Origin of the sequence: Streptomyces sp. LaBMicrA B280 (genome assembly GCF_049222185.1) — a bacterium.
GTDB lineage: Bacteria > Actinomycetota > Actinomycetes > Streptomycetales > Streptomycetaceae > Streptomyces > Streptomyces murinus.
Genome location: NZ_JBMJCT010000011.1, coordinates 290514 through 311701, shown reverse-complemented (window position 1 = coordinate 311701; position 21188 = coordinate 290514). Strand labels below are relative to the sequence as shown.

Genomic DNA, 21188 nt, shown 5'->3' with positions numbered 1-21188 from the left:
CTCAGTGCGGGTTCAGCGCCCGCCGGGCCCCGTTGATGATGCTATGGGCCTCGGCGCCGTACGCCGCGGACTCCTGAAGCGTTCTCCAGACCCGCGTATGGAGGGCGATGCTGTCCGGGTCGTTCAGCCACAGTTCCGCATGCCAGTCCTCGGTGATCACCAGTCGCTCGTCCAGGATCCAGAAGCCGTTGGCCGCGGGAATTTTGAGGGGCGCACCTAATGGGACGATGCCGAGCTCCACGGTGTCCATCCCGATCACGCCCGCCAAGCGGTCGAGTTGGCCGGCCAGGACCGACGGCGGACAGTACCGGGCGTGCAGCGCGGGTTCCCAGACGAGTGCATGGAACGTCCTGCCGCCCTGGTAGAGCCACTCCTGCCGTTTCATCCGCGCACGGACCGCGGCATCGGTGTCACGAACCGAGTTCTGCAGTTCCGAGTAGCGCAGAAAGATGTGCCGCGCGTACTCGGCCGTCTGCAGCATGCCGGGAATGACGGCCTCTTCCCAGGCGTGGATGACCGCCGACTTGGTGACCTCCGCGTTCCAGTTGTCCTGGACCGGTCGGTGTCCTGCGGTCAGCTGGCGGCGCCATGAACGGGTACGGGACTCGAAGCCCTTGAGGTGCGCGTCGAGTTCGGCGAAGGCGTGGGGCCGACCGACGCCTTCGGCCCAGGCGCGCACGTCGTCGGTCGTCGCGGTCTGGCGGCCGTTCTCCAGCTTGTAGACCTTGGAGTGCGGCCAGCCGAGCCGCTGAGCGAGGCGGGTGCCGGTGAGCCTGCCTTCGGGCGCCGAGAGCCGCAGTTCCCGGAGACGGACTCCGAGTGCCTCCCGCGCCTGCTGGAAGTCTGTGCTCACCGGCTCCGCTCACTGGTTGTCCGCTGCCACCTGTGCCGCGAACTCGTCGTAGGGAATGGCGTGATGCATCGCGGCATCACGCACCTGGCAGTATCGCAGCACTTCCGTGGGCTCCGTGATGACCTCGATGCCGAGCAAGGTGTCGTCGTCATCGAAGTCGAGTACGGTCACCAGCCTGCTGTCGAAGATCCAGAAATCCTCACCGGGCAGCCGCGCTCGCATCGCCTCCGCGCGCCACAGGTTGCGCACATCCTCGCCCGTGGCCGCATTGCACTTCGCGTAGTCGAGCAGGAACAGCTGCCCTGTGGTCGGCGGATCGTCCACGACGCGCACGCGGCCGACGTACTTGCCCAGCGACGTCTGGCGGTGGATGTTCGTGCACCAGGCGTTGTCCGTGTCCCAGGTGGCCGTGCCCGTCGCCATGAACGCCGCGTAGGACGGGTCCTCCCGGTCCGACGCGTAACCGCGCCGTGTCTCAAGGTGCCATGCCGAGTGCTCGAAGGTCTCGAAGAGCCGTCCGAACTCGTCCAGGTCGATCAGGCGGCGCACGCGCGTGACCTCCTTTGGGCCGTGGTTGACCAGCAGTTCGCGCGGCACCACGACCGCGGTGTCGTCGGGGCCGAGGTGCTGTAACTGACCCAGCTCCAGGGGATCGGTGAGCGGGCTTCCCTGCACGACGATCTCACCGGTGTCGAGATCTTCGTGGAGTGCCGGGCAGGCGCCGTTCTTGCTGTCCGTTCCGGTGAAACGCAGTCGTCGTGTCATGGTCAACTCCTCGCCGTACGGGCTCGGTCGGCATCCAGCATCCACCGGAATCCGCGTCTTGGACCACACCGAGAAGCCCTCCGCCGGAGACCTTGGGAGACCAATCGGGCCGCTTGCGAGAACATTCGCGAACATCGCATGGCGTGTGCCGACCGCCCATCCCTAACGTCCGGTCAGGCGAACGTATCGAGAGGGGCACACCGTGTACGGCACCATGACTCCGGAACAGGTCGAACTGGTCCGGTTCTTCACGATCAGCGCCCGGCGGTTCGAGTCCGGGCACACCGCGCCGGAGATGTTCTCCACTGCCATCGACCGCGAATGGCACCGGCTCATGGAGACATCCGGTTATGCCGGATTCTGCGTCGAGCACGTCGGACGGACCATCGGCCATCGTCCGCTGAAGGGCGTCGGGGAGATCCCCTGGACACCCATGTACGAGGAGATGTTCGGACCGCTGCCCGCGCTCTGGTTCACCGACCGGGACGGGCGGGTCGACCGGGAGGCCCTGACACGCTACCGGGAGACCGGCACCGTGGCCGCGGAATGGGACTGCTCGCCGGTCCCGGGTGACGGCGGAGACATCACGCCTGAACCGGTGAGGGCCTCGGCGCGGTGACCCTCGCGCACATCGGGGGAGCGCTCCGGACCGGTACCGGGGCGCTCCGTCTCGTCGAGGGCAGGACCACCGACCCCAAGACGGTGAATGTCACCGAATATGTGGCCGCTGTCGCCGCCCACTGCCCCTGGCTCGCGCCGTCAGTGGAGCGTGGGCTGACCGGCTGGACGGTGTACGAGGCGCTCGGAGGAACCGAGTGCGCCGAGGCAGGGGTGTTCCATGCCTGCGTGCAGGCCGCCGAGTGGGTACGTCCCCTGGCGAACCGGCCGCATGGCGCACTCGTGTGCGAGAACGTCGTCGTCCTCGGCGCCGGCCAGGAAGCGCTGGAATGGCCCCACTGGGTCCTGAAGCACCTCTACGGTCCGGTGGGCCTGATGTTCGGCAAGTTCTCGGCGGGTGAGGGACGGACGGACCGGTACGGCCGCCGCGTCCCGGCGCCGCCCGTGTCGTTCCTTCCGGTGCGTCTGGCCGTACGGTCACGCGACGCGCACTTCCTGAGGCGGACGCCGGACCTCTCCGCCGCCATGGCGGTAGCGGTGGACGACGGCCGGGATGTCTTCGCGGGCGTTCCGCGCGCATGGAAGGAGATCAAGCAATGGGCGTACCACCTCCTGCCGGGGCAGTGAGAACGCTGGAAGACCGCTTCGGCCCGCTCACCTACGACCTGCTCAGCGACCGGCGGGGCTCCCGGGCATGGAAGATCAGGACCGGGTCGGGGACCATGGCGCTCAAGGCCAACGATCCGGGCTCCGGGAACGCCCGGGACAAGACTGTGGAGTTGGAGCAGGAGAACCGCTACCTCCGCCGGCTCGGTGAGGTCGGCGCCATCGACCAGGGATACCGGATCGACTCCGGCCGCTGGGACGACGGCCACTGGCTCGCCGTGCGATGGATCGACGGTGTCCCCCTGTGGCGGGCCCTCTCGGATACTCGCGGCCCCGAGGGCGACCGCCCTTCCGTACGACCCTGGATGCTGGGCATCGCCCGCACCTGGGCCCAGCGCCTCGCCCGGCTGCATGCCGTCGGCTGGGCCCACGCCGATGTGCAGCCCACCAACGCCCTTGTCACCAGGGCCGGAACCACCGAGATCATCGACTACGCCCTGGCCTGCGGCCCCGACCCGACGGAGCGCCTTCCGTACCGGGGCGCACTCACCCACACCACGGCTCCCGAGATCGCCGATGCCGTCCTCTCCACCGACGACGGCACCCACATCCAGGCCGCACCGTCGGCGGACGTCTGGGGCCTGGGCGCTTCCCTGTTCTGGTGCTGGACGGGACACCGACCGGTGCGCTACGAGGACGACGCGAAGCGAGAGGACAAGCTGCGCGCCGTCGCGCAGGGGCATTCGCTTGATCTCAATGCCGTACGCCCCTGGCCGTTCCCGGAGTTCGAGATGCTGATCGCGTCCTGTATGAACGCCGATCCCGCCGCCCGCCCTACGGCTGCCGAGTTGGCGGAAACATGCTGACCCTGCGAGAGCTTTCCTTGAGCGACGCTCCGGCTGTCCAGCGCGTCTACAGCGGCGAGTCCGTCCGCTTCACGCATGGCGACGGCTACCGCATGACGGTGGAGGATGCCCACCGCCGCATCACCGAGGCCCTGACCCTGGCCCAGGAAATCCCGCGTCCTCGCTGGGACTTCTCGCTCCTCGTCGCCGACGACGTGGTCGGCGTGATCGCTCTCCGCGTCCGGGAACCAGGAATGGGAACCGTCAGCTACATCCTCCGCCAGGACGCCTGGGGTCAGGGCCACGCCACCGAGGCCGTCCGGCGCGTCGCCGCCTTCGCCTTCACCCACACCGATCTGGAGTGCCTGGAGGCCAAGCACCACCCAGCCAACCCTGCTTCCGGCCGGGTCCTGGCCAAGGCCGGATTCACTTGCGTCGGCACGTCCGACCTTCACGCGGAGGGCGGGGTGGTGGTGCCCTACCCGGCGTACGAGCTCCGCCGTTACGGCCCCTCCCATCGGCCGAGCCGTCTGCGACAGCAAGCTGGACAACGGCCCCCTCCTCACCGTCTCCCGCAGGACCAGACCCGGACGGACCGCCATTGCGGCTAAGAACTCCACGAATCGATATACGTGGGGTCCGGGTCCGCCCCGGGTCGTGGTAGTCCGAGGACGTGACGGCTGGAGTCCGACGGGAGCACGCGATGACGAACGCCCTGCTGCTCAAGATCACGCGCTACGTCTGCCTGCTGGGCGGCGGTGTGCTCACCGGGGGCGCGTTGACCACGTTCGTGCTGGAACTGGCCCTGCGGCGACTGGGCGCGTCGGCCTATATTCAGGTGCGGCAGGCGGAGCACGACTACTTCCCGTGGTTCATCGGTGTCGTCTTCGTGCCCACGTTCATCGCCGTGGTGGTGCTGGTGTTCCTCGCGCGCAGGGCCGACAGCCCGGCGCTGCGGCCCGCCGCCGCGGCGCTCGTACTGCTCGTGCTGTCCCTGGTCGTCACGTTCGTGGTCAACGCCCCCATCAACCTCGACCAGTTCGACTGGAACGCGCAGGCACCCCCGGCGGACTGGGCGGGTGTCCGGGACCGCTGGCAGATCGCCCACGCCGTCCGGACCGCGTTCTGCGTGATCGCGCTCGGCTGCCTCGGTGTCGCGATCATCGATCGGCCGTTCGAACGCGAGGCCGCCGCCACCTGAGCCCAGCGGAGCAGGTCGCACCCCATCGGGCGCACGACGACGAAGGGCGCCCGGCACGATCGCCGGGCGCCCCTCACCGTCGTACCCGAGAAGTCAGAGCTTCTCGATGACGTAGTCGATGCACTTGGTCAGCGCCTCGACATCGGCCGGGTCGATCGCCGGGAACATGGCGACACGCAGCTGGTTGCGGCCGAGCTTGCGGTAGGGCTCGGTGTCGACGATGCCGTTGGCGCGCAGGACCTTGGCGATGGCGGCGGCGTCGATGTCGTCGGAGAAGTCGATGGTGCCGATGACCGCGGAGCGCTTCGCCGGGTCGGTGACGAAGGGGCTGGCGAACTTGACGTCCTCGGCCCAGTTGTACAGCGTGCGCGCCGAGGTGGCGGTGCGGCGGACCGCGAAGTCCAGGCCGCCCTGGCCGTTGAGCCACTCCAGCTGCTGGTTGAGCAGGAAGAGCGTGGCGAGCGCGGGGGTGTTGTACGTCTGGTTCTTGCGGGAGTTGTCGATCGCCGTGGGCAGCGAGAAGAACTCCGGGATGTGCCGGCCGGACGCGTGGATCCGCTCCGCGCGCTCGATCGCGGCGGGGGAGAAGACGCCGATCCACAGGCCGCCGTCGGAGGCGAAGGACTTCTGCGGGGCGAAGTAGTAGACGTCGGTCTCGGCGACGTCGACCGGCAGACCGCCCGCGCCGGAGGTCGCGTCCACCAGGACGAGGGAGCCCTCGTCGGCGCCGGCCACCCGCTGGATGGGCATGGCGACACCGGTGGACGTCTCGTTGTGGGTGAAGGCGTACACATCGACGCCCGCCTCGGCCCGCGCCTCCGGGTGGGTGCCCGGGTCGGTCGCGATCACCGTCGGCTCGGCCAGCCACGGCGCGAGCTTGGCGGCCTTGGCGAACTTGGAGGAGAACTCGCCGAAGTTGAGGTGCTGGGACTTGTTCTCGATCAGCCCGTGGGTGGCGATGTCCCAGAACGCGGTGGAGCCGCCGTTGCCGAGAACGACCTCGTAGCCCTCGGGGAGGGAGAACAGCTCGGAGATCCCCTCGCGGACCTTACCGACCAGGTTCTTGACGGGCGCCTGGCGGTGGGAGGTACCGAGCAGGGAGCTTCCGGTGGCGGCGAGCGCGTCGAGCGCCTCGGTCCGCACCTTGGAGGGGCCCGCGCCGAAACGTCCGTCGGCGGGCTTGATGTCAGCGGGAATCTGGATGTCGGCCACGACTCGGAGGGTATCGGGTGGGCGAAACGGGACGGAACCATGTCCGTCGGATGAGACGAGAACTTCAGGACACAGACTTGTCATGTCGTACGACGATCACGGATGGGTTTGTACGACGATCGAGGCGGGGCTGTGGATAACTTTCGATGACGGACGGTGATCGGATGCATCCTGAACGCATGACGAATCCCTCCGCCTCCTCCGCCTCCGCCTCCGCCTCTTCGGTCTCCTCAACCTCCTCGACCTCCTCGGCCCCCGCGGCTCCCTCGGCCCTCTCGGTTCTTGAGGCGGAGCTGCGCGCCTGCCTCCGCGGCGAGGTCCGTTTCGACGCCACCGCCCGCGCGCTCATGACCATGGACGCCTCCAACTACCGGCGCGTCCCCGCGGGCGTGGTCTCCCCGCGGGACGCCGAGGACGTGACGGCGGCACTGGAGGTGTGCCGGGCCCGCGGGGTGCCGGTGGTCGCCCGTGGCGGGGGTACATCGATCGCCGGGCAGGCCACCGGCACAGGGGTCGTACTGGATTTCACACGCCACATGGACCGCCTGATCGAGCTGGACCCCGGCACGCGCACGGCCGTCGTGCAGCCCGGCCTGGTCCTCGACCGCCTCCAGCGCGCCGCCGCCCCGCACGGCCTGCGCTTCGGCCCCGATCCGTCCACGCACAGCCGCTGCACCCTCGGCGGAATGATCGGCAACAACTCCTGCGGCTCCCACTCGGTGGCCTGGGGGACGACCGCCGACAACATCGCGGAGCTGGACGTGCTCACCGCGCGCGGCCGGCGGCTGCGGCTCGGGCCCGGTTGGGCGGGCGCGCCCGAGGGGCTGCGGGAGCTGGCGGAGGGCGCCTCGGCCCGGCTGCGCACCGGCTTCCCGGACCTGCCCCGCCGCATCTCCGGGTACGCACTGGACGCGCTGCTGCCGGAGAAGGGCGCCGACGTGGCCCGCTCCTTCTGCGGCTCCGAGGGCACCCTCGGCATCCTCACCGAGGCGGTCGTGCGCCTGGTCGAGGCCCCGCCCGCCCGCGCCCTCGCGGTGCTGGGGTACGGCGACGAGAGCGCCGCCGCCGAGGCCGCCGCCGGTCTGCTGCCGGGCGCCCCGCTGACGGTGGAGGGCATGGCCGCCGACCTGGTGCCGCCGGGCGCCGGACTGCCCAGGGGCGGCGCCTGGCTGTTCGTGGAGACGGGCGGGGAGACGGGGGCGCAGGCCCGGGCCCGCGCGGAGGAGATCGTCCGGGCCGCCGATGCCGTGGACGCCCTCGTGGTGACCGAGCCCGCCGCCCAGCGGACCCTGTGGCGCATCCGCGAGGACGCGAGCGGCACGGCGACCCGGATGCCGGACGGCTCCGAGGCATGGCCCGGTTGGGAGGACTGCGCGGTGCCCCCCGCCCGGCTCGGCGCCTACCTGCGCGACTTCCGCGCCCTGCTCTCCTCCCACGCCCTGCGCGGCACTCCCTACGGCCACTTCGGCGACGGCTGCATCCACGTCCGCATCGACTTCGACCTGCTCACCGAGCCCGGCATCGGCCGCTTCCGGCGCTTCTCGGAGGAACTGGCCGATCTGGTGGTGGCCCACGGCGGCTCACTGTCCGGGGAGCACGGCGACGGCCAGGCCCGCGCGGAACTGCTGCCGCGGATGTACGGCGCCGAGACGGTCCGGCTGTTCGAGCGCGCCAAGGCCCTCTGGGACCCGGACGACCTGCTCAACCCCGGCATGCTGGTCCGCCCCGCCCCCCTGGACAGCAACCTCCGCTTCTCCGTGCTCCCGGCGAAGCCCGTGGACGTGGCCTTCGGCTACCCGGCCGACGGCGGTGACTTCCGCGCGGCCGTCCGCCGCTGCGTCGGCGTGGCCAAGTGCCGTACGACCACGGGGGCGGGACCCGCCGTGATGTGCCCGTCGTTCCGGGCGACCGGCGAGGAGGAGCACTCCACCCGGGGCCGGGCCCGGCTGCTGCACGAGATGCTGGCGGGCGAGCTGATCACCGACGGCTGGCGCTCCACCGAGGTCCGCGACGCCCTCGATCTCTGCCTCGCCTGCAAGGGCTGTCGCACCGACTGCCCGGTCGGCGTCGACATGGCCACCTACAAGGCCGAGTTCTTGCACCACCACTACAAGGACCGCCGCCGCCCCGCCGCCCACCACAGCATGGGCCGCCTCCCCGAGTGGCTGCGCCGGATCGCCCGCACCCGTACGGCTCCTCTCCTCAACGCGCTCGCCGGCGTCCCGCCCCTGGCGGCCGTCGCGAAACACCTCGCCGGGATCGCGCCCGAGCGGCGGCTGCCCCGGCTCGCCCCGAGGACCTTCACCGGCTGGTGGCGGCGTCGCGAACCCGCGCGGATCCAGGGCGCCGGGGACCTGGTCGTCCTCTGGCCGGACACCTTCACCGAGCATCTGTCCCCCTCGGTCGGCCGCGCGGCCGTCCGCGTCCTGGAGGCCGCCGGGCTGCGGGTGACCCTCCCCCCGACCCGGCTGCCCCGTCGGAGCCCACTCGTGCGATCCGGCGCCGAGGCCCCGGCCCCCGCCCCCCTCCCGGCCCGCCACGCCCGTGTCTGCTGCGGGCTGACCTATGTCTCCACCGGCCAGCTGGACCGCGCCCGGGCGGTGCTGCGCCGCACGCTCGATCTGATGGAGCCGGTGCTGCGCGCGGGCGTCCCGGTCGTCGTGCTGGAACCGAGCTGCGCGGCCGCCCTGCGCACCGACCTGCCGGAACTCCTGCATGACGACCCGCGCGCGGCCCGGCTCGCCGCCGCCGTGCTGACCTTCGCCGAGGCCCTGGAGCGGCACGCCCCACAGTGGACCCCGCCCGCCGTGGACCGCCCGGTCGCCGGTCAGACCCACTGCCATCAGCACGCGGTCCTCGGCGACGCCCCGGACCGCCGACTGCGCGAGTCGGCCGGCCTCACCGGGGAACTCTCCGGCGGCTGCTGCGGCCTGGCCGGCGACTTCGGCTTCGAGAAGGGCCACTTCGAGGTCTCCCGGGCCTGCGCGGAGGACCAGCTGCTGCCCTCGATACGGGAGGCGGCTCCGGACACCGTGGTCCTGGCCGACGGCTACTCCTGCCGCACCCAGCTGGAGCAACTGGGCGGGGTGAAGGGGCGGCACCTCGCGGAGGTGCTGGCCGAGGCGCTGGAGCGGGACACGGCCGGGAGGGAGCGGCACACCGGCACGCCGGAGCGGGACACGACCGCGGGGGAGGGGTAATGACAGCCCGCCGGTGGACGGCCGCTTCCCTAGGGTGAAGTGATCAGCCATCAGCCATCAGCCATCAGCCATCAGCCATCAGCCATCAGCCATCAGTGATCAGCGATCAGTGATCAGTGATCAGTGAGTCGTGAAGGAGCAGCGCGTATGAGCCTCAGCGTCCGTCCGGTCACCCGGGCCGAACATCTCGCCTTCGTGGCGGGCCGCCCCTCGGCCAGCCACCTCCAGTTGCCGTCCTGGGGCGACGTGAAGCCGGACTGGCGGGCGGAGAGCCTCGGGTGGTTCGAGGCGGACGGGCGGCTCATCGGGGTGGGGCTGGTCCTGCTCAGGCCGCTGCCCAAGGTCAAGCGGTACCTGGCGTATCTGCCGGAGGGCCCGGTCATCGACTGGGCGGCGCCCGACCTGGAGCGCTGGCTGGACCCGATGCTGGCCCACCTCAAGGGGCTGGGCGCCTTCTCGGTGAAGATGGGCCCGCCCGTGGTGGTGCGGCGGTGGAGCCCCGAGGCGGTCAAGGCGGCCATCGCCGACCCGGACGCGCACCGGCTGCGGGACGCGCCGCCGACCTCCGAGGAGCCGGGGGCGCTCGCCCTCGTCGACCGGCTGCGCCGGATGGGCTGGCGGCAGACCGAGCCCGGCGGCGAGGACGGCTTCGCCGCGGGGCAGCCCCGGTACGTCTGCCAGGTGCCGTATGCCGGGCGGTCCCTGGAGGACATCCAGCGCGGGCTCAACCAGCAGTGGCGGCGCAACATCAAGAAGGCCGAGAAGGCGGGGGTGAAGGTCGTACGGGGGGACTACGAGGATCTGCCGGCCTTCTACGAGCTGTACACGGAGACGGCGGAGCGGGACCGTTTCATCCCGCGCCCGCTGTCCTACTTCCAGCGGATGTGGACGGCGCTCACCGCCGAGCACCCGGACCGGATGCGGCTCTACCTCGCGCAGCACGACGGCGAGGTGCTCGCCGCGGCCACGATGCTGATCGTCGGCGGCCATGTCTGGTACTCGTACGGCGCCTCCACCAGCCGCAGGCGGGAGGTGCAGCCCAACAACGCGATGCAGTGGCGGATGATGTGCGACGCCCATGAGCTGGGCGCCCATGTCTACGACTTCCGGGGCATCACCGACACCTTGGCGGAGTCCGACCCCCACCTCGGACTGCTCCGCTTCAAGGTGGGCGCGGGCGGCGGGGCCGCGGAGTACGTGGGCGAGTGGGACTTCCCGCTGAACCGCCTGCTGCACAAGGCGTTCGACGTGTATATGGCGCGCCGCTGAGGGCGTCGGCGGCCGGGCGGCGACATGCGAGAGGGGAGTATCCCAGCATCCAGGACAGTGACATAAGAGGTTCACACTCCTGACGGGGTCCACTACCCTGGACCAGGTAGTACAGGGGGCTGTACATGATCCGAGTCGAGCACCGGGACCGCCGTGAGCACCGTCAACACCTCCAGCGCCACTTCCGGGGCGTCCGCGACGACGCCCGGGTCCCCGGGCACCCCGGGCCGTCTCGGCTCGTTCGGGCCGGTGGGGCTGGTGCTGGCCGGTGGGGTGTCGGTGCAGTTCGGCGGGGCGCTCGCGGTGACGCTGATGCCGAGGGCGGGCGCGCTGGGCGTGGTGACGCTCCGGCTCGTCGCGGCGGCCGTGGTCCTGCTGCTGTTCTGCCGGCCCCGGCTGCGCGGCCACTCGCGCGCCGACTGGGGCACGGTGATCGCCTTCGGCATCGCGCTGGGCGGTATGAACAGCCTGTTCTACGAGGCCGTGGCCCGGATCCCGCTCGGCCCCGCCGTCACCCTCGAGGTGCTCGGCCCGCTCGCGCTCTCGGTCGTGTCCTCCCGCCGCCTGGTCAACGTCGTGTGGGCGGCGCTCGCCCTGGGCGGGGTGTTCCTGCTCGGCGGCGGGGGCTTCAGCGGGGTGGACCCCGTGGGGGTGGGCTTCGCGCTGGGCGCGGGCGTGATGTGGGCGGCGTACATAGTCTTCGCCGCGCGCACCGGCCGGCGCTTCCCGCAGGCGGACGGGCTGGCGCTGGCCATGGCGGTCGCGGCGCTGCTCGTCCTGCCGCTCGGCATCGCCTCCTCCGGCGACCGCCTGCTCGACCCGACCACGCTCGGCCTCGGCGCGGCGGTGGCCGTGCTCTCCTCGGTCCTGCCCTACACCCTGGAACTCCTGGCCCTGCGCAACCTGCCCGCCGCCACCTTCGCCATCCTGATGAGCCTGGATCCGGCCCTCGCCGCCACCGCCGGTTTCCTCATCCTCGGCCAGGCCCTCTCCGGCCCGGAGATCGCCGCGATCGCCCTGGTCATCGCCGCGAGCATCGGCGCGGTGCGCACCCAGGTGGGCAGGTCCAGGGCGCCGGTCCTGGACGTGTAGGGGGCGGGGGAGCGCAGCGGTTCACCGCTCACCACGCGCCGGTCTTCTCCCACACCGACACATGCCGGCGGCTCTCGCCGGTGAACGGGGACCGTTCCCAGTCGCTCCACCGCTCCCGCAGCCGCATCCCGGCGAGCCGGGCCATGAGGTCCAGTTCGGCCGGCCAGACGTACCGGAAGGGGATCGCCCGAGAGGTGCCCCGCCCGTCCGCGACCTCCACATGGTGCGAGGTGACCGACTGGGTCGCCACGTCGTACACGTCGAACCCCAGCCGCCGCCTGTCCACCCGGAAGGGCACCGCCTCCTGCCCCGGCGGCAGCCGCCGCAGCTCGGGCACCCCGACCTCCACGACGAAGCAGCCCCCCGGCTCCAGATGGGCGGCGGCGGTGCGGAAGCAGTCGACCTGGGCGTCCTGGGAGGTGAGGTTCATGATCGTGTTGAAGACCAGATAGGCGAGGTCGAAGGCGCCCGGCACCCTGGTCGTGGCGAAGTCCCCGATGGTCACCGGGACCGCCGCCCCGCCCGGCTTGGCGCGCAGCCGCCGCACCATGGCCCGCGACAGATCGACCCCGTGCACCCGCACCCCGTGCCCGGCCAGGGGCAGCGCGATCCGCCCGGTCCCCACCCCCAGCTCCAGCGCGCGGCCCCCCTCCCCGGCGAGCCCCGCCAGGAACTCCACGGCCGGCTCCACGACCCGCGGCGCGAACATCTCCGCGGACGAGGCGTCGTACCCCGCCGCGACCGCCTCTCCGAAGTGCCCGTCCCCGAAGTGCCCGTCCCCGTCGACGTACTCGTCCTCATCGGTCATCCGCCGAAAGTACGGCACCCACCGCCCGCCCCGCGCCCGGATTTCCCGGTGGCGGGTTGGCCGGATGGGCGGGGGTGGACCGGTCCGGGGGCGGCGGTGATGTGTACGTTGGCGGGGAGGGTCCACGGCGTCCTCGGGGGCGTCGGCAACAGGCAGGGGAACAGGAACGCATGGCACGTGTCGCCGTCATCACCGCGCCCAACATCGGCTACCGCAACACCGGGATGCTGACCGTCGACCTGGCCTTCGAGGCGATGCGGCGGCGGATGGGGGACGGGTTCGAGGCGAGCTGGTACACGCTGCATCTGCCGCAGACCGTGCCGTTGCGGGGGCTGCGGGAGGGCGTGCGGGGCGCGGAACTTCCCTTCCGGTTCCGGTCGTTGATCGACGAGGTCGACACCCTGCGCGAGCATGACGCGGTCGTGTTCTGGGGCGACTTCCTGCACGCCCGGCACTACCTCACCCAGGATGCCTCCAACCGGCTCCTCGACTACGGGCTGGTCAAGGACCGGGGTGCCGCCCGCGCCCTGCTCAACCGGACGCTGCTGCTCGCCGACCAGCCGGACGAGCTGTTCGACCGCACCCTCAGCTACGGCGGCACCATCCTGCACAACACGCAGTCGGACTACGAGGACAAGGAGTACGGCCCCCTGTTCACGCGGCTGATGACGCGGAGCCGGCGGATCTGGGTGCGCGATCCGCTGTCGGCGGCCAAGCTCGGGCATCTGCGCGGGGACCGCCCGACCGACCACTTCGGCTCCGACGCGGCCCTGCTGAACCGCCCCGGCGACCTCGCCTGCCTCCCCGTCACGCCCTGGTCCCAGGACCTCCCGGACGGCGGCGCGATCGGGGTGTTCCTGGGTGCCCGTACGAAGATCCCCGACTGGCTCCCCGGGTTCTGTCAGGGGCTCGCGGAGCGGCTGGACGCGCCCCTGGAGTGGATCCCCTGGTTCGACGGGGCCGTCCCGCGGGAGGTCGGGCACCTCCCCACCCGCCCCGGCGACCCCACGGTCGGTGACCTGCTCGGCGTCCTGCCCCGCTACCGTCTCGTCATCACCGACACCTACCACCTGTGCGTCAACGCCTGGGGCGCCGGCACCCCGGTGGTCTGCGTCGGCGCGCCCGAGCCGGTGCCGACGACCGACCGCGACTACCTGACGCTCAGCGATGTGAAGAAGCACGTCCTGCACATGGCGTACGACGCGGCCGACTTCTACCTCCCCACCGTCGCCGACAGCCCCGAGGGGCACGAGCGGCGGGCCGAGCGGATCGTCAGGCTGGTGGAGGGCGGGGGAGCGGCCGCCGTGGCCGAGCGGATCCGCGCGCACGCCGAGTACTCGGCGAACTCCTTCACCGAGTCCCTCGCCTCACTCCTGGGGTGAACCCGGGCTCGCCCCCGAAAAGTCCCTGCCCCGAAAAGTCCCTGCCCCGAAAGTCCCTGCCCCGAAAAGGCCCGCCACCGATCCCGGTGGCGTCGGCCGAAGCGGCGTCGGCCACATTCGGCTCAATAAATCATGCAAGCACGCTTGATTGTTTCCGTACCCGCTGCGATGCTCCCCTCATGGCCGACCCGACGCCCGTCATCGACGACCTGCGTGCCGAGAGCGAAGAACTGGACCGGCTCGTCGCCCGGTTGACGCCCGAGCAGTGGACGCTCGCCACTCCCGCGCCCGGCTGGTCCGTCGCCCACCAGATCGCCCACCTCGCCTGGACCGACCGCGCGGCGCTGGCCGCCGTCACCGACGCGGACGCGTTCCGCGCACGGGCCGAGAAGGCCCTCGGCCGCATCGACTCCTTCGTGGACGAGGGCGCCGAGGAGAGCGTCGGGCTGCCGCCCGCGGAACTCCTCGCCCACTGGCGGTCCGGCCGCGACGCCCTCGATCTGGCCCTGCGCGCGGCCGAACCCGGCGCCCGTTTCCCCTGGTTCGGGCCGCCCATGGCCGTCGCCTCGATGGCCACCGCCCGCCTCATGGAGACCTGGGCGCACAGCCTGGACGTCGCCGACGCGCTCGGTGTCACCCGCGCCCCCACCGACCGCCTCGCCCACATCGTCCGACTCGGCGTGCGCACACGGGACTTCGCGTACGCGGTGCACGGACTCACCCCGCCCGCCGGGGAGTTCCGTATCCGGTTGACGGCGCCGAGCGGTGCCGTGTGGGGCCACGGCCCCGACGACGCCCCGCAGCGTGTCACCGGACCGGCGCTCGACTTCTGCCTCCTCGTCACCCAGCGCGCCCACCGCGACGACCTCGACCTGACCGCCGTGGGCCCGGACGCGGACCGCTGGCTGGACATCGCCCAGGCGTTCGCGGGCCCACCGGGACGCGGCCGGGAGCCGAAGGCAGAGCCAAAAGCAGAGCCGAAGGCGGCGGAGAAGGCGGCCGGTCCGGCGGCGGGATCCGGCCGGTGAACCCCCTGCGGATAGGCAACTTCTCCGGCTTCTACGGCGACCGCTTCGACGCCCTGCGCGAGATGCTCACCGGCGGTGAGCTCGACGTCCTCACCGGTGACTACCTCGCCGAACTCACCATGCTGATCCTCGCCCGCGACCGGCTGAAGGACCCCGGCGCCGGATACGCCCGCACCTTCCTGCGCCAACTGGAGGGCGCCCTCGGGCTGGTCCAGGAGCGCGGGGTGCGGATCGTCACCAACGCGGGCGGCCTCCACCCCGCCGGACTCGCCGCGCACATCGGCGAGTTGGTGGACCGGCTCGGCATCCCCCTGCGCGTCGCGCACGTCGAGGGCGACGACCTGACCGCCGCCCACCCCGGCGCCCTCGCCGCACACGCCTACCTCGGCGGGTTCGGCATCGCCGAGTGCCTGCGGGCGGGCGCGGACATCGTCGTCACCGGGCGGGTGACCGACGCGGCTCTCGTCACCGGACCCGCCGCGGCCCATTTCGGCTGGGGGCCGGGCGAGTTCGACAAGCTGGCCGGAGCCGTCGTCGCCGGGCACGTCCTGGAGTGCGGGACGCAGGCCACCGGCGGGAACTACGCGTTCTTCCAGGAGGGCGACGTACGACGGCCCGGCTTCCCGCTCGCCGAGATCCACGCCGACGGCGGCAGCGTCATCACCAAGCACCCCGGCACCGGCGGCTTCGTGGACATCGGCACGGTCACCGCGCAGCTGCTGTACGAGACCGGGGGCGCCCGGTACGCCGGGCCCGATGTCACCGCCCGCCTGGACAGCGTCCGGCTGCGCCAGGACGGCCGGGACCGGGTGCGGATCGACGGGGTGCGGGGGGAGGCGCCCCCGCCGGCCCTCAAGGTCGGGCTCAACCGGCTCGGGGGCTTTCGCAACGAGGTCGTCTTCGTGCTCACCGGGCTCGACATCGAGGCCAAGGCGGACCTCGTCAAGGACCAGCTGACGGCGGAGATGGCCAAGTCACCGCCCGCCGAGACCCGTTGGGAACTCGTCCGCACCGACCGCCCCGACGCCGGCACCGAGGAGACCGCGAGCGCCCTGCTGCGTCTCGTCGTACGGGATCCGGACCAGAAGGCCGTCGGGCGGGCGCTCAGCGGGGCGGCCATCGAGCTGGCGCTGGCCAGCTACCCCGGCTTCCATGTGCTCGCCCCGCCCGGCAGGGGCGACCCCTACGGGATCTTCGAGGACGCGTACGTGCCGCAGGAGGACGTGGCGCACACGGCCGTGCTCCCCGACGGACGGCCCGTAAGGGTTCCCCCGCCCCCCGAGACCCGCCCCCTGGCGGAGGCGCCCGCCGCCGGACTCCCCGCACCCCCGGAGCACGGCCCCACCCGCCGCGCCCCCCTCGGTCTCGTCGCCGGTGCCCGCAGCGGGGACAAGGGCGGGAACGCCAATGTGGGGGTGTGGGCCCGTACCGACGAGGCATGGCGTTGGCTCGCGCACGAGCTGACGGTGGACCGGTTCCGGGAGCTGATCCCCGAGAGCCGCGACCTGCCCGTCACCCGCCACCCGCTCCCCGCGCTGCGCGCCCTGAACTTCGTCGTCACCGGCGTCCTCGGCGCCGGTGTCGCCTCCCGGCACCGCTTCGACCCGCAGGCCAAGGCCCTCGGCGAATGGCTGCGCTCCCGCCACCTGGACATCCCGGAGGCCCTGCTGTGACCGTCCTCGACACGGCCCTGGACACCCACCACCCCGACTACACGGCCCATCGCGCGACCATGCTCGGCAAACTCGCCGAGCTGGACGGCGAACACGCCAAGGCGCTCACGGGCGGCGGCGAGAAGTACGTCCAACGGCACCGCGAACGCGGCAAGTTGCTCGCCCGGGAGCGCATCGAGCTGCTCCTCGACCCGGACACCCCGTTCCTTGAACTGTCCCCGCTCGCCGCCTGGGGCAGCGAGTACACCGTCGGCGCCTCCCTCGTCACCGGGATCGGCGTGGTCGAGGGCGTGGAGTGCCTGATCACCGCCAACGACCCGACCGTGCGCGGCGGCGCCAGCAACCCCTGGAGCCTGAGGAAGGCCCTGCGCGCCAACGACATCGCGCTCGCCAACCGGCTGCCCTGCGTCAGCCTGGTGGAGTCCGGCGGCGCCGATCTGCCCTCGCAGAAAGAGATCTTCATCCCCGGCGGCGCCATCTTCCGTGATCTCACCCGGCTCTCGGCCGCCGGGATCCCGACCGTGGCCGTCGTCTTCGGCAACTCCACGGCGGGCGGCGCCTACGTCCCCGGCATGTCCGACCACGTGATCATGGTCAAGGAGCGGGCCAAGGTGTTCCTCGGCGGGCCGCCGCTGGTGAAGATGGCCACCGGCGAGGAGAGCGACGACGAGTCCCTGGGCGGCGCCGAGATGCACGCCCGCGTCTCCGGGCTCGCCGACTACTTCGCCGTGGACGAGCGGGACGCCCTGCGTCAGGCCCGCCGGGTGGTCGCGCGGCTCAACCACCGCAAGGCGGGCGCCGATCCGGGCCCCGCCGAGCCCCCCAAGTACGACCCGGAGGAACTGCTGGGCATCGTCCCCGGCGACCTCAAGATCCCCTTCGATCCGCGCGAGGTCGTCGCCCGGATCGTGGACGGCTCCGACTTCGACGAGTTCAAGCCGCTGTACGGCACCAGCCTGGTGACCGGCTGGGCTGCCCTGCACGGCTACCCCGTCGGCATCCTCGCCAACGCCCAAGGAGTGCTGTTCAGCGCGGAGTCGCAGAAGGCCGCCCAGTTCATCCAGCTCGCCAACCAGCGCGACATCCCGCTGCTCTTCCTGCACAACACCACCGGCTACATGGTCGGGCGGGAGTACGAGCAGGGCGGGATCATCAAGCACGGCGCGATGATGATCAACGCGGTGTCGAACTCCCGGGTCCCGCACCTCTCCGTCCTCATGGGCGCCTCCTACGGGGCCGGCCACTACGGGATGTGCGGCCGCGCCTACGACCCCCGCTTCCTGTTCGCCTGGCCCAGCGCCAAGTCCGCCGTCATGGGCCCGCAGCAGCTCGCGGGGGTGCTGTCGATCGTGGCGCGGCAGTCGGCGGCGGCGAAGGGGCGGCCGTACGACGAGGACGCGGACGCCGCCCTGCGCGCCATGGTGGAGCAGCAGATCGAGTCCGAGTCGCTGCCGATGTTCCTGTCCGGGCGGCTCTACGACGACGGCGTCATCGACCCGCGCGACACCCGTACCGTCCTCGGCCTGTGCCTCTCCGCGATCCACACCGCCCCCTACGAGGGCGCGCGCGGCGGCTTCGGCGTCTTCCGGATGTGAGGTCCATGATCCAGACACTGCTGGTCGCCAATCGCGGCGAGATCGCCTGCCGTATCTTCCGCAGCTGCTCCGACCTGGGCATCCGCACGGTCGCCGTGTACTCGGACGCCGATGAGCGCGCCCTGCACACCCGCCGGGCGGACGCGGCGGTACGACTGCCGGGCGCGGCGCCCGCCGACACCTATCTGCGCGGCGACCTGATCGTGAAGGCCGCCCTCGCGGCCGGCGCGGACGCCGTGCACCCCGGTTACGGCTTCCTCTCCGAGAACCCGGACTTCGCCCGCGCGGTCCTGGACGCCGGTCTGACCTGGATCGGGCCGTCCCCCGAGGCCATCGAGGCCATGGCCTCCAAGACGCGCGCCAAGCGGCTGATGGGCCTGGAACCCCTGGGGGAGGTCACCCAGAGGGACCTGCCGGTGTTGGTGAAGGCGGCGGCGGGCGGCGGGGGGCGCGGGATGCGGATCGTGCGCCGTCTGGACGAGCTCCGGGACGCCCTGGAAGGGGCGCGCGCCGAGGCCGCGAGCGCCTTCGGGGACGGCGAGGTGTTCGTGGAGCCGTACATCGAGAACGGCCGCCACATCGAGGTGCAGATCCTCGCCGACACCCACGGCACCGTCTGGCCGCTCGGCACCCGGGACTGCTCCCTCCAGCGCCGCCACCAGAAGGTGATCGAGGAGGCTCCGGCACCCGGCCTGCCCGAGCGGCTCGCGCAGGAGCTGCGGACGCTGGCGGTACGGGCCGCGCGCGCCGTCTCCTACGTCGGCGCGGGCACCGTCGAGTTCCTGGTCGCCGACGGCCGCGCGCACTTCCTGGAGATGAACACCCGGCTCCAGGTCGAACACCCGGTGACGGAGGAGGTGTTCGGGCTCGACCTGGTCGCCGAGCAGCTCCGCATCGCCGAGGGCCACGCCCTGGAGAAGGACCCGCCGAGCCCGCGCGGCCACGCGATCGAGGTCCGCCTCTATGCCGAGGACCCCGCCCGCGACTGGGCCCCGCAGACCGGCACCCTGCACCGGCTCGCCGTACCGCCCGGCGTCCGCCTCGACACCGGCTACGGCGACGGCGACCCGATCGGCGTCCACTACGACCCGATGCTCGCCAAGGCCGTCGCCCACGCCCCGACCCGCGCGGAGGCGGTACGGCGGCTCGCGGGCGCCCTGGAGTCGGCGGTGATCCACGGCCCCGCCACCAACCGCGATCTGCTCGTCCGCTCCCTGCGCCACGAGGAGTTCACCTCCGGCCGCATGGACACCGGCTTCTACGACCGCCACCTGGCCGCCCTCACGGCACCCGCCCCCGACCCCCTCGCCCCGCTCGCCGCCGCCCTCGCCGACGCCCATGGCCGCTCCCGCTTCGGCGGCTGGCGCAATGTGCCGTCCCAGGACCAGGTCAAGCAGTACGAGGCGGCGGGACAGGAGATCGAGGTCCACTACCGGCACACCCGCGCGGGCCTGGCGGCGGACGGGGTGCGGGTCCTCCGCGCCGACGCGGGCACGGTCGTGCTCGAAGTGGACGGCGTACGGCGCGCGTTCACGGTGACGCGGTACGGCGACGAGGTGTACGTGAACGCCGAGCGGCTGATCGCGCTGCCCCGCTTTCCCGATCCCACCGCCCAGCTCGCTCCGGGCTCCCTGGTGGCGCCGATGCCCGGCACGGTCGTACGGGTCGCCGAGGGCCTGACGGAGGGCGCGACGGTCACCGCAGGACAGCCCCTGATCTGGCTGGAGGCGATGAAGATGCAGCACCAGATCTCGGCCCCCGCCGCGGGAACCCTGACCTCCCTCCACGCCGAGCCGGGACAGCAGGTGGAGCCCGGCCTGCTGCTGGCGGTCGTGCAGCCGACCCACATACAACCCGCATCCGGAGGAATCGCATGACCACTCTCATCGAATCCGAGGAACACAAGGCGCTCCGCTCGGCCGTATCCGCCCTCGGCAACCGCTACGGCCGCGACTACCTCACCCGCACCCTCGCCGAGGGCAAGCCCCTCACCGAACTCTGGTCGGAGGCCGGGAAGCTGGGCTATCTCGGCGTCAACCTGCCGGAGACGTACGGCGGTGGCGGCGGCGGCATCACCGAACTCTCCATCGTCCTGGAGGAGTTGGGCGCCGCCGGTTCCCCCCTCCTCATGCTCGTCGTGTCCCCCGCCATCTGCGGCACCGTGATCGCCCGCTTCGGCACCGAGGCGCAGAAGCGCGACTGGCTCCCCGGTCTCGCCGACGGCACCAGGCTGATGGCCTTCGGCATCACCGAACCCGACGCCGGTTCCAACAGCCACCGCATCACCACCACGGCCCGCCGCGACGGCGCCGACTGGCTGCTCACCGGCCGCAAGGTGTTCATCTCCGGCGTGGACATGGCCGACGCGGTACTGATCGTCGGCCGCACCGAGGACGCCCGCACCGGCCGCCTCAAGCCCTGCCTCTTCATCGTGCCGACGGACGCGCCCGGCTTCCAGAAACGCCCGATCGACATGGAACTCAAGGCCGCCGAGAAGCAGTTCGAGCTGGTCCTGGACGACGTGCGGCTGCCCGCGGACGCACTCGTCGGCGACGAGGACGCGGGCCTGCTCCAGCTGTTCGCGGGGCTCAACCCGGAGCGCGTCATGACCGCCGCGTTCGCCATCGGGATGGGCCGGTACGCGCTCGGCCGGGCCATCGAGTACGCCCGCGACCGCACCGTCTGGAAGACGCCCATCGGCGCCCACCAGGCGATCGCGCACCCCCTGGCGCAGGCGCACATCGACCTGGAGCTGGCCCGGCTGATGATGCAGAAGGCGGCCCGGCTCTACGACGCGGGCGACGACATCGGCGCGGGCGAGGCCGCCAACATGGCCAAGTACGCGGCCGGAGAGGCGTGCGTGAAGGCCGTCGACCAGGCCGTGCACACCCTCGGCGGCAACGGACTCACCCGCGAGTACGGGCTCGCCTCGCTGATCACGGCCGCGCGGGTGGCTCGTATCGCGCCGGTGAGCCGGGAGATGATCCTCAACTACGTCTCCCACCAGAGCCTGGGCCTGCCCAAGTCGTACTGAGCCGCAG

Annotated in this window: 18 protein-coding genes; 14 read left to right on the top strand and 4 right to left on the bottom strand. The window is 72.0% G+C overall.

Annotation, left to right across the window (positions count from 1 at the left end; translation table 11 throughout):
• Window position 1 precedes the first annotated feature (1 nt).
• Together ACLF5H_RS11660 and ACLF5H_RS11655 are read right to left on the bottom strand one after the other, a co-directional pair.
• Window positions 2-853 (bottom strand): helix-turn-helix domain-containing protein, encoded by an 852-nt coding sequence (locus ACLF5H_RS11660; RefSeq protein WP_421675987.1) that lies wholly within the window; start codon window positions 851-853, stop codon window positions 2-4.
• A gap of 9 nt (window positions 854-862) precedes the next feature.
• Entirely contained in the window at window positions 863-1618 is a 756-nt protein-coding gene (locus ACLF5H_RS11655; protein ID WP_421675986.1) for a DUF6879 family protein, read from the bottom strand.
• Between the two features lie 202 nt (window positions 1619-1820).
• Here ACLF5H_RS11655 and ACLF5H_RS11650 point away from each other — a divergent pair, with 202 nt between their 5' ends.
• The 5 genes from ACLF5H_RS11650 to ACLF5H_RS11630 all read left to right on the top strand — a co-directional run bounded on the left by ACLF5H_RS11650 (window position 1821) and on the right by ACLF5H_RS11630 (window position 4888).
• Complete coding sequence (locus ACLF5H_RS11650) at window positions 1821-2237, top strand: hypothetical protein (protein ID WP_421675985.1); 417 nt, start codon at window positions 1821-1823, stop codon at window positions 2235-2237.
• Window positions 2234-2863, top strand: a complete 630-nt coding sequence (locus tag ACLF5H_RS11645) for a hypothetical protein (protein WP_421675984.1) — start codon at window positions 2234-2236, stop codon at window positions 2861-2863. The genes ACLF5H_RS11650 and ACLF5H_RS11645 overlap by 4 nt, the downstream gene beginning before the upstream one ends.
• Window positions 2860-3708 (top strand): protein kinase domain-containing protein, encoded by an 849-nt coding sequence (locus ACLF5H_RS11640; RefSeq protein WP_421675983.1) that lies wholly within the window; start codon window positions 2860-2862, stop codon window positions 3706-3708. Before ACLF5H_RS11645 ends, ACLF5H_RS11640 begins: the two co-directional genes overlap by 4 nt.
• Before the next feature lie 17 nt (window positions 3709-3725).
• Entirely contained in the window at window positions 3726-4298 is a 573-nt protein-coding gene (locus tag ACLF5H_RS11635; RefSeq protein ID WP_421675982.1) for a GNAT family N-acetyltransferase, read from the top strand.
• A 92-nt stretch (window positions 4299-4390) separates the two neighbouring features.
• Window positions 4391-4888, top strand: coding sequence for an anthrone oxygenase family protein (locus ACLF5H_RS11630; protein ID WP_421675981.1), 498 nt, complete (start codon window positions 4391-4393; stop codon window positions 4886-4888).
• A 93-nt stretch (window positions 4889-4981) separates the two neighbouring features.
• On the opposite strand, the gene serC is transcribed toward ACLF5H_RS11630, so the two are convergent.
• The gene (gene serC / locus ACLF5H_RS11625; protein WP_421675980.1) at window positions 4982-6100 is read right to left on the bottom strand and encodes a phosphoserine transaminase; all 1119 of its coding nucleotides are present in this window, start codon (window positions 6098-6100) and stop codon (window positions 4982-4984) included.
• A 179-nt stretch (window positions 6101-6279) separates the two neighbouring features.
• Between serC and ACLF5H_RS11620 the strand changes: the two genes are divergently transcribed.
• From ACLF5H_RS11620 to ACLF5H_RS11610, 3 genes are all read left to right on the top strand, one after another.
• Entirely contained in the window at window positions 6280-9300 is a 3021-nt protein-coding gene (locus ACLF5H_RS11620; RefSeq protein ID WP_421675979.1) for an FAD-binding and (Fe-S)-binding domain-containing protein, read from the top strand.
• Window positions 9301-9447: 147 nt separating this feature from the next.
• Window positions 9448-10569: a lipid II:glycine glycyltransferase FemX gene (locus ACLF5H_RS11615; RefSeq protein WP_421675978.1), complete on the top strand. Its 1122-nt coding sequence runs from the start codon at window positions 9448-9450 to the stop codon at window positions 10567-10569.
• Window positions 10570-10722: 153 nt separating this feature from the next.
• Complete coding sequence (locus tag ACLF5H_RS11610) at window positions 10723-11661, top strand: EamA family transporter (RefSeq protein ID WP_421675977.1); 939 nt, start codon at window positions 10723-10725, stop codon at window positions 11659-11661.
• A 28-nt stretch (window positions 11662-11689) separates the two neighbouring features.
• Here ACLF5H_RS11610 and ACLF5H_RS11605 read toward each other — a convergent pair whose 3' ends face one another.
• Window positions 11690-12469, bottom strand: a complete 780-nt coding sequence (locus ACLF5H_RS11605) for a class I SAM-dependent methyltransferase (RefSeq protein WP_421675976.1) — start codon at window positions 12467-12469, stop codon at window positions 11690-11692.
• A gap of 170 nt (window positions 12470-12639) precedes the next feature.
• Here ACLF5H_RS11605 and ACLF5H_RS11600 point away from each other — a divergent pair, with 170 nt between their 5' ends.
• The 6 genes from ACLF5H_RS11600 (at window position 12640) to ACLF5H_RS11575 (ending at window position 21181) form a co-directional block, all read left to right on the top strand.
• Entirely contained in the window at window positions 12640-13851 is a 1212-nt protein-coding gene (locus ACLF5H_RS11600; RefSeq protein ID WP_421675975.1) for a hypothetical protein, read from the top strand.
• 179 nt (window positions 13852-14030) lie between these two features.
• Window positions 14031-14879: a TIGR03084 family metal-binding protein gene (locus ACLF5H_RS11595; RefSeq protein ID WP_421675974.1), complete on the top strand. Its 849-nt coding sequence runs from the start codon at window positions 14031-14033 to the stop codon at window positions 14877-14879.
• A complete protein-coding gene (locus ACLF5H_RS11590; RefSeq protein ID WP_421675973.1) occupies window positions 14876-16552 on the top strand; it encodes an acyclic terpene utilization AtuA family protein in 1677 nt (558 codons plus the stop codon). Before ACLF5H_RS11595 ends, ACLF5H_RS11590 begins: the two co-directional genes overlap by 4 nt.
• Window positions 16549-18147 carry an acyl-CoA carboxylase subunit beta gene (locus tag ACLF5H_RS11585; RefSeq protein WP_421675972.1) on the top strand — a complete coding sequence of 533 codons (1599 nt, stop codon included), beginning with the start codon at window positions 16549-16551 and terminating at the stop codon, window positions 18145-18147. Before ACLF5H_RS11590 ends, ACLF5H_RS11585 begins: the two co-directional genes overlap by 4 nt.
• Before the next feature lie 5 nt (window positions 18148-18152).
• Window positions 18153-20024, top strand: coding sequence for an acetyl/propionyl/methylcrotonyl-CoA carboxylase subunit alpha (locus tag ACLF5H_RS11580; RefSeq protein WP_421675971.1), 1872 nt, complete (start codon window positions 18153-18155; stop codon window positions 20022-20024).
• A complete protein-coding gene (locus ACLF5H_RS11575) occupies window positions 20021-21181 on the top strand; it encodes an acyl-CoA dehydrogenase family protein (RefSeq protein WP_421675970.1) in 1161 nt (386 codons plus the stop codon). Before ACLF5H_RS11580 ends, ACLF5H_RS11575 begins: the two co-directional genes overlap by 4 nt.
• Window positions 21182-21188 lie beyond the last annotated feature (7 nt).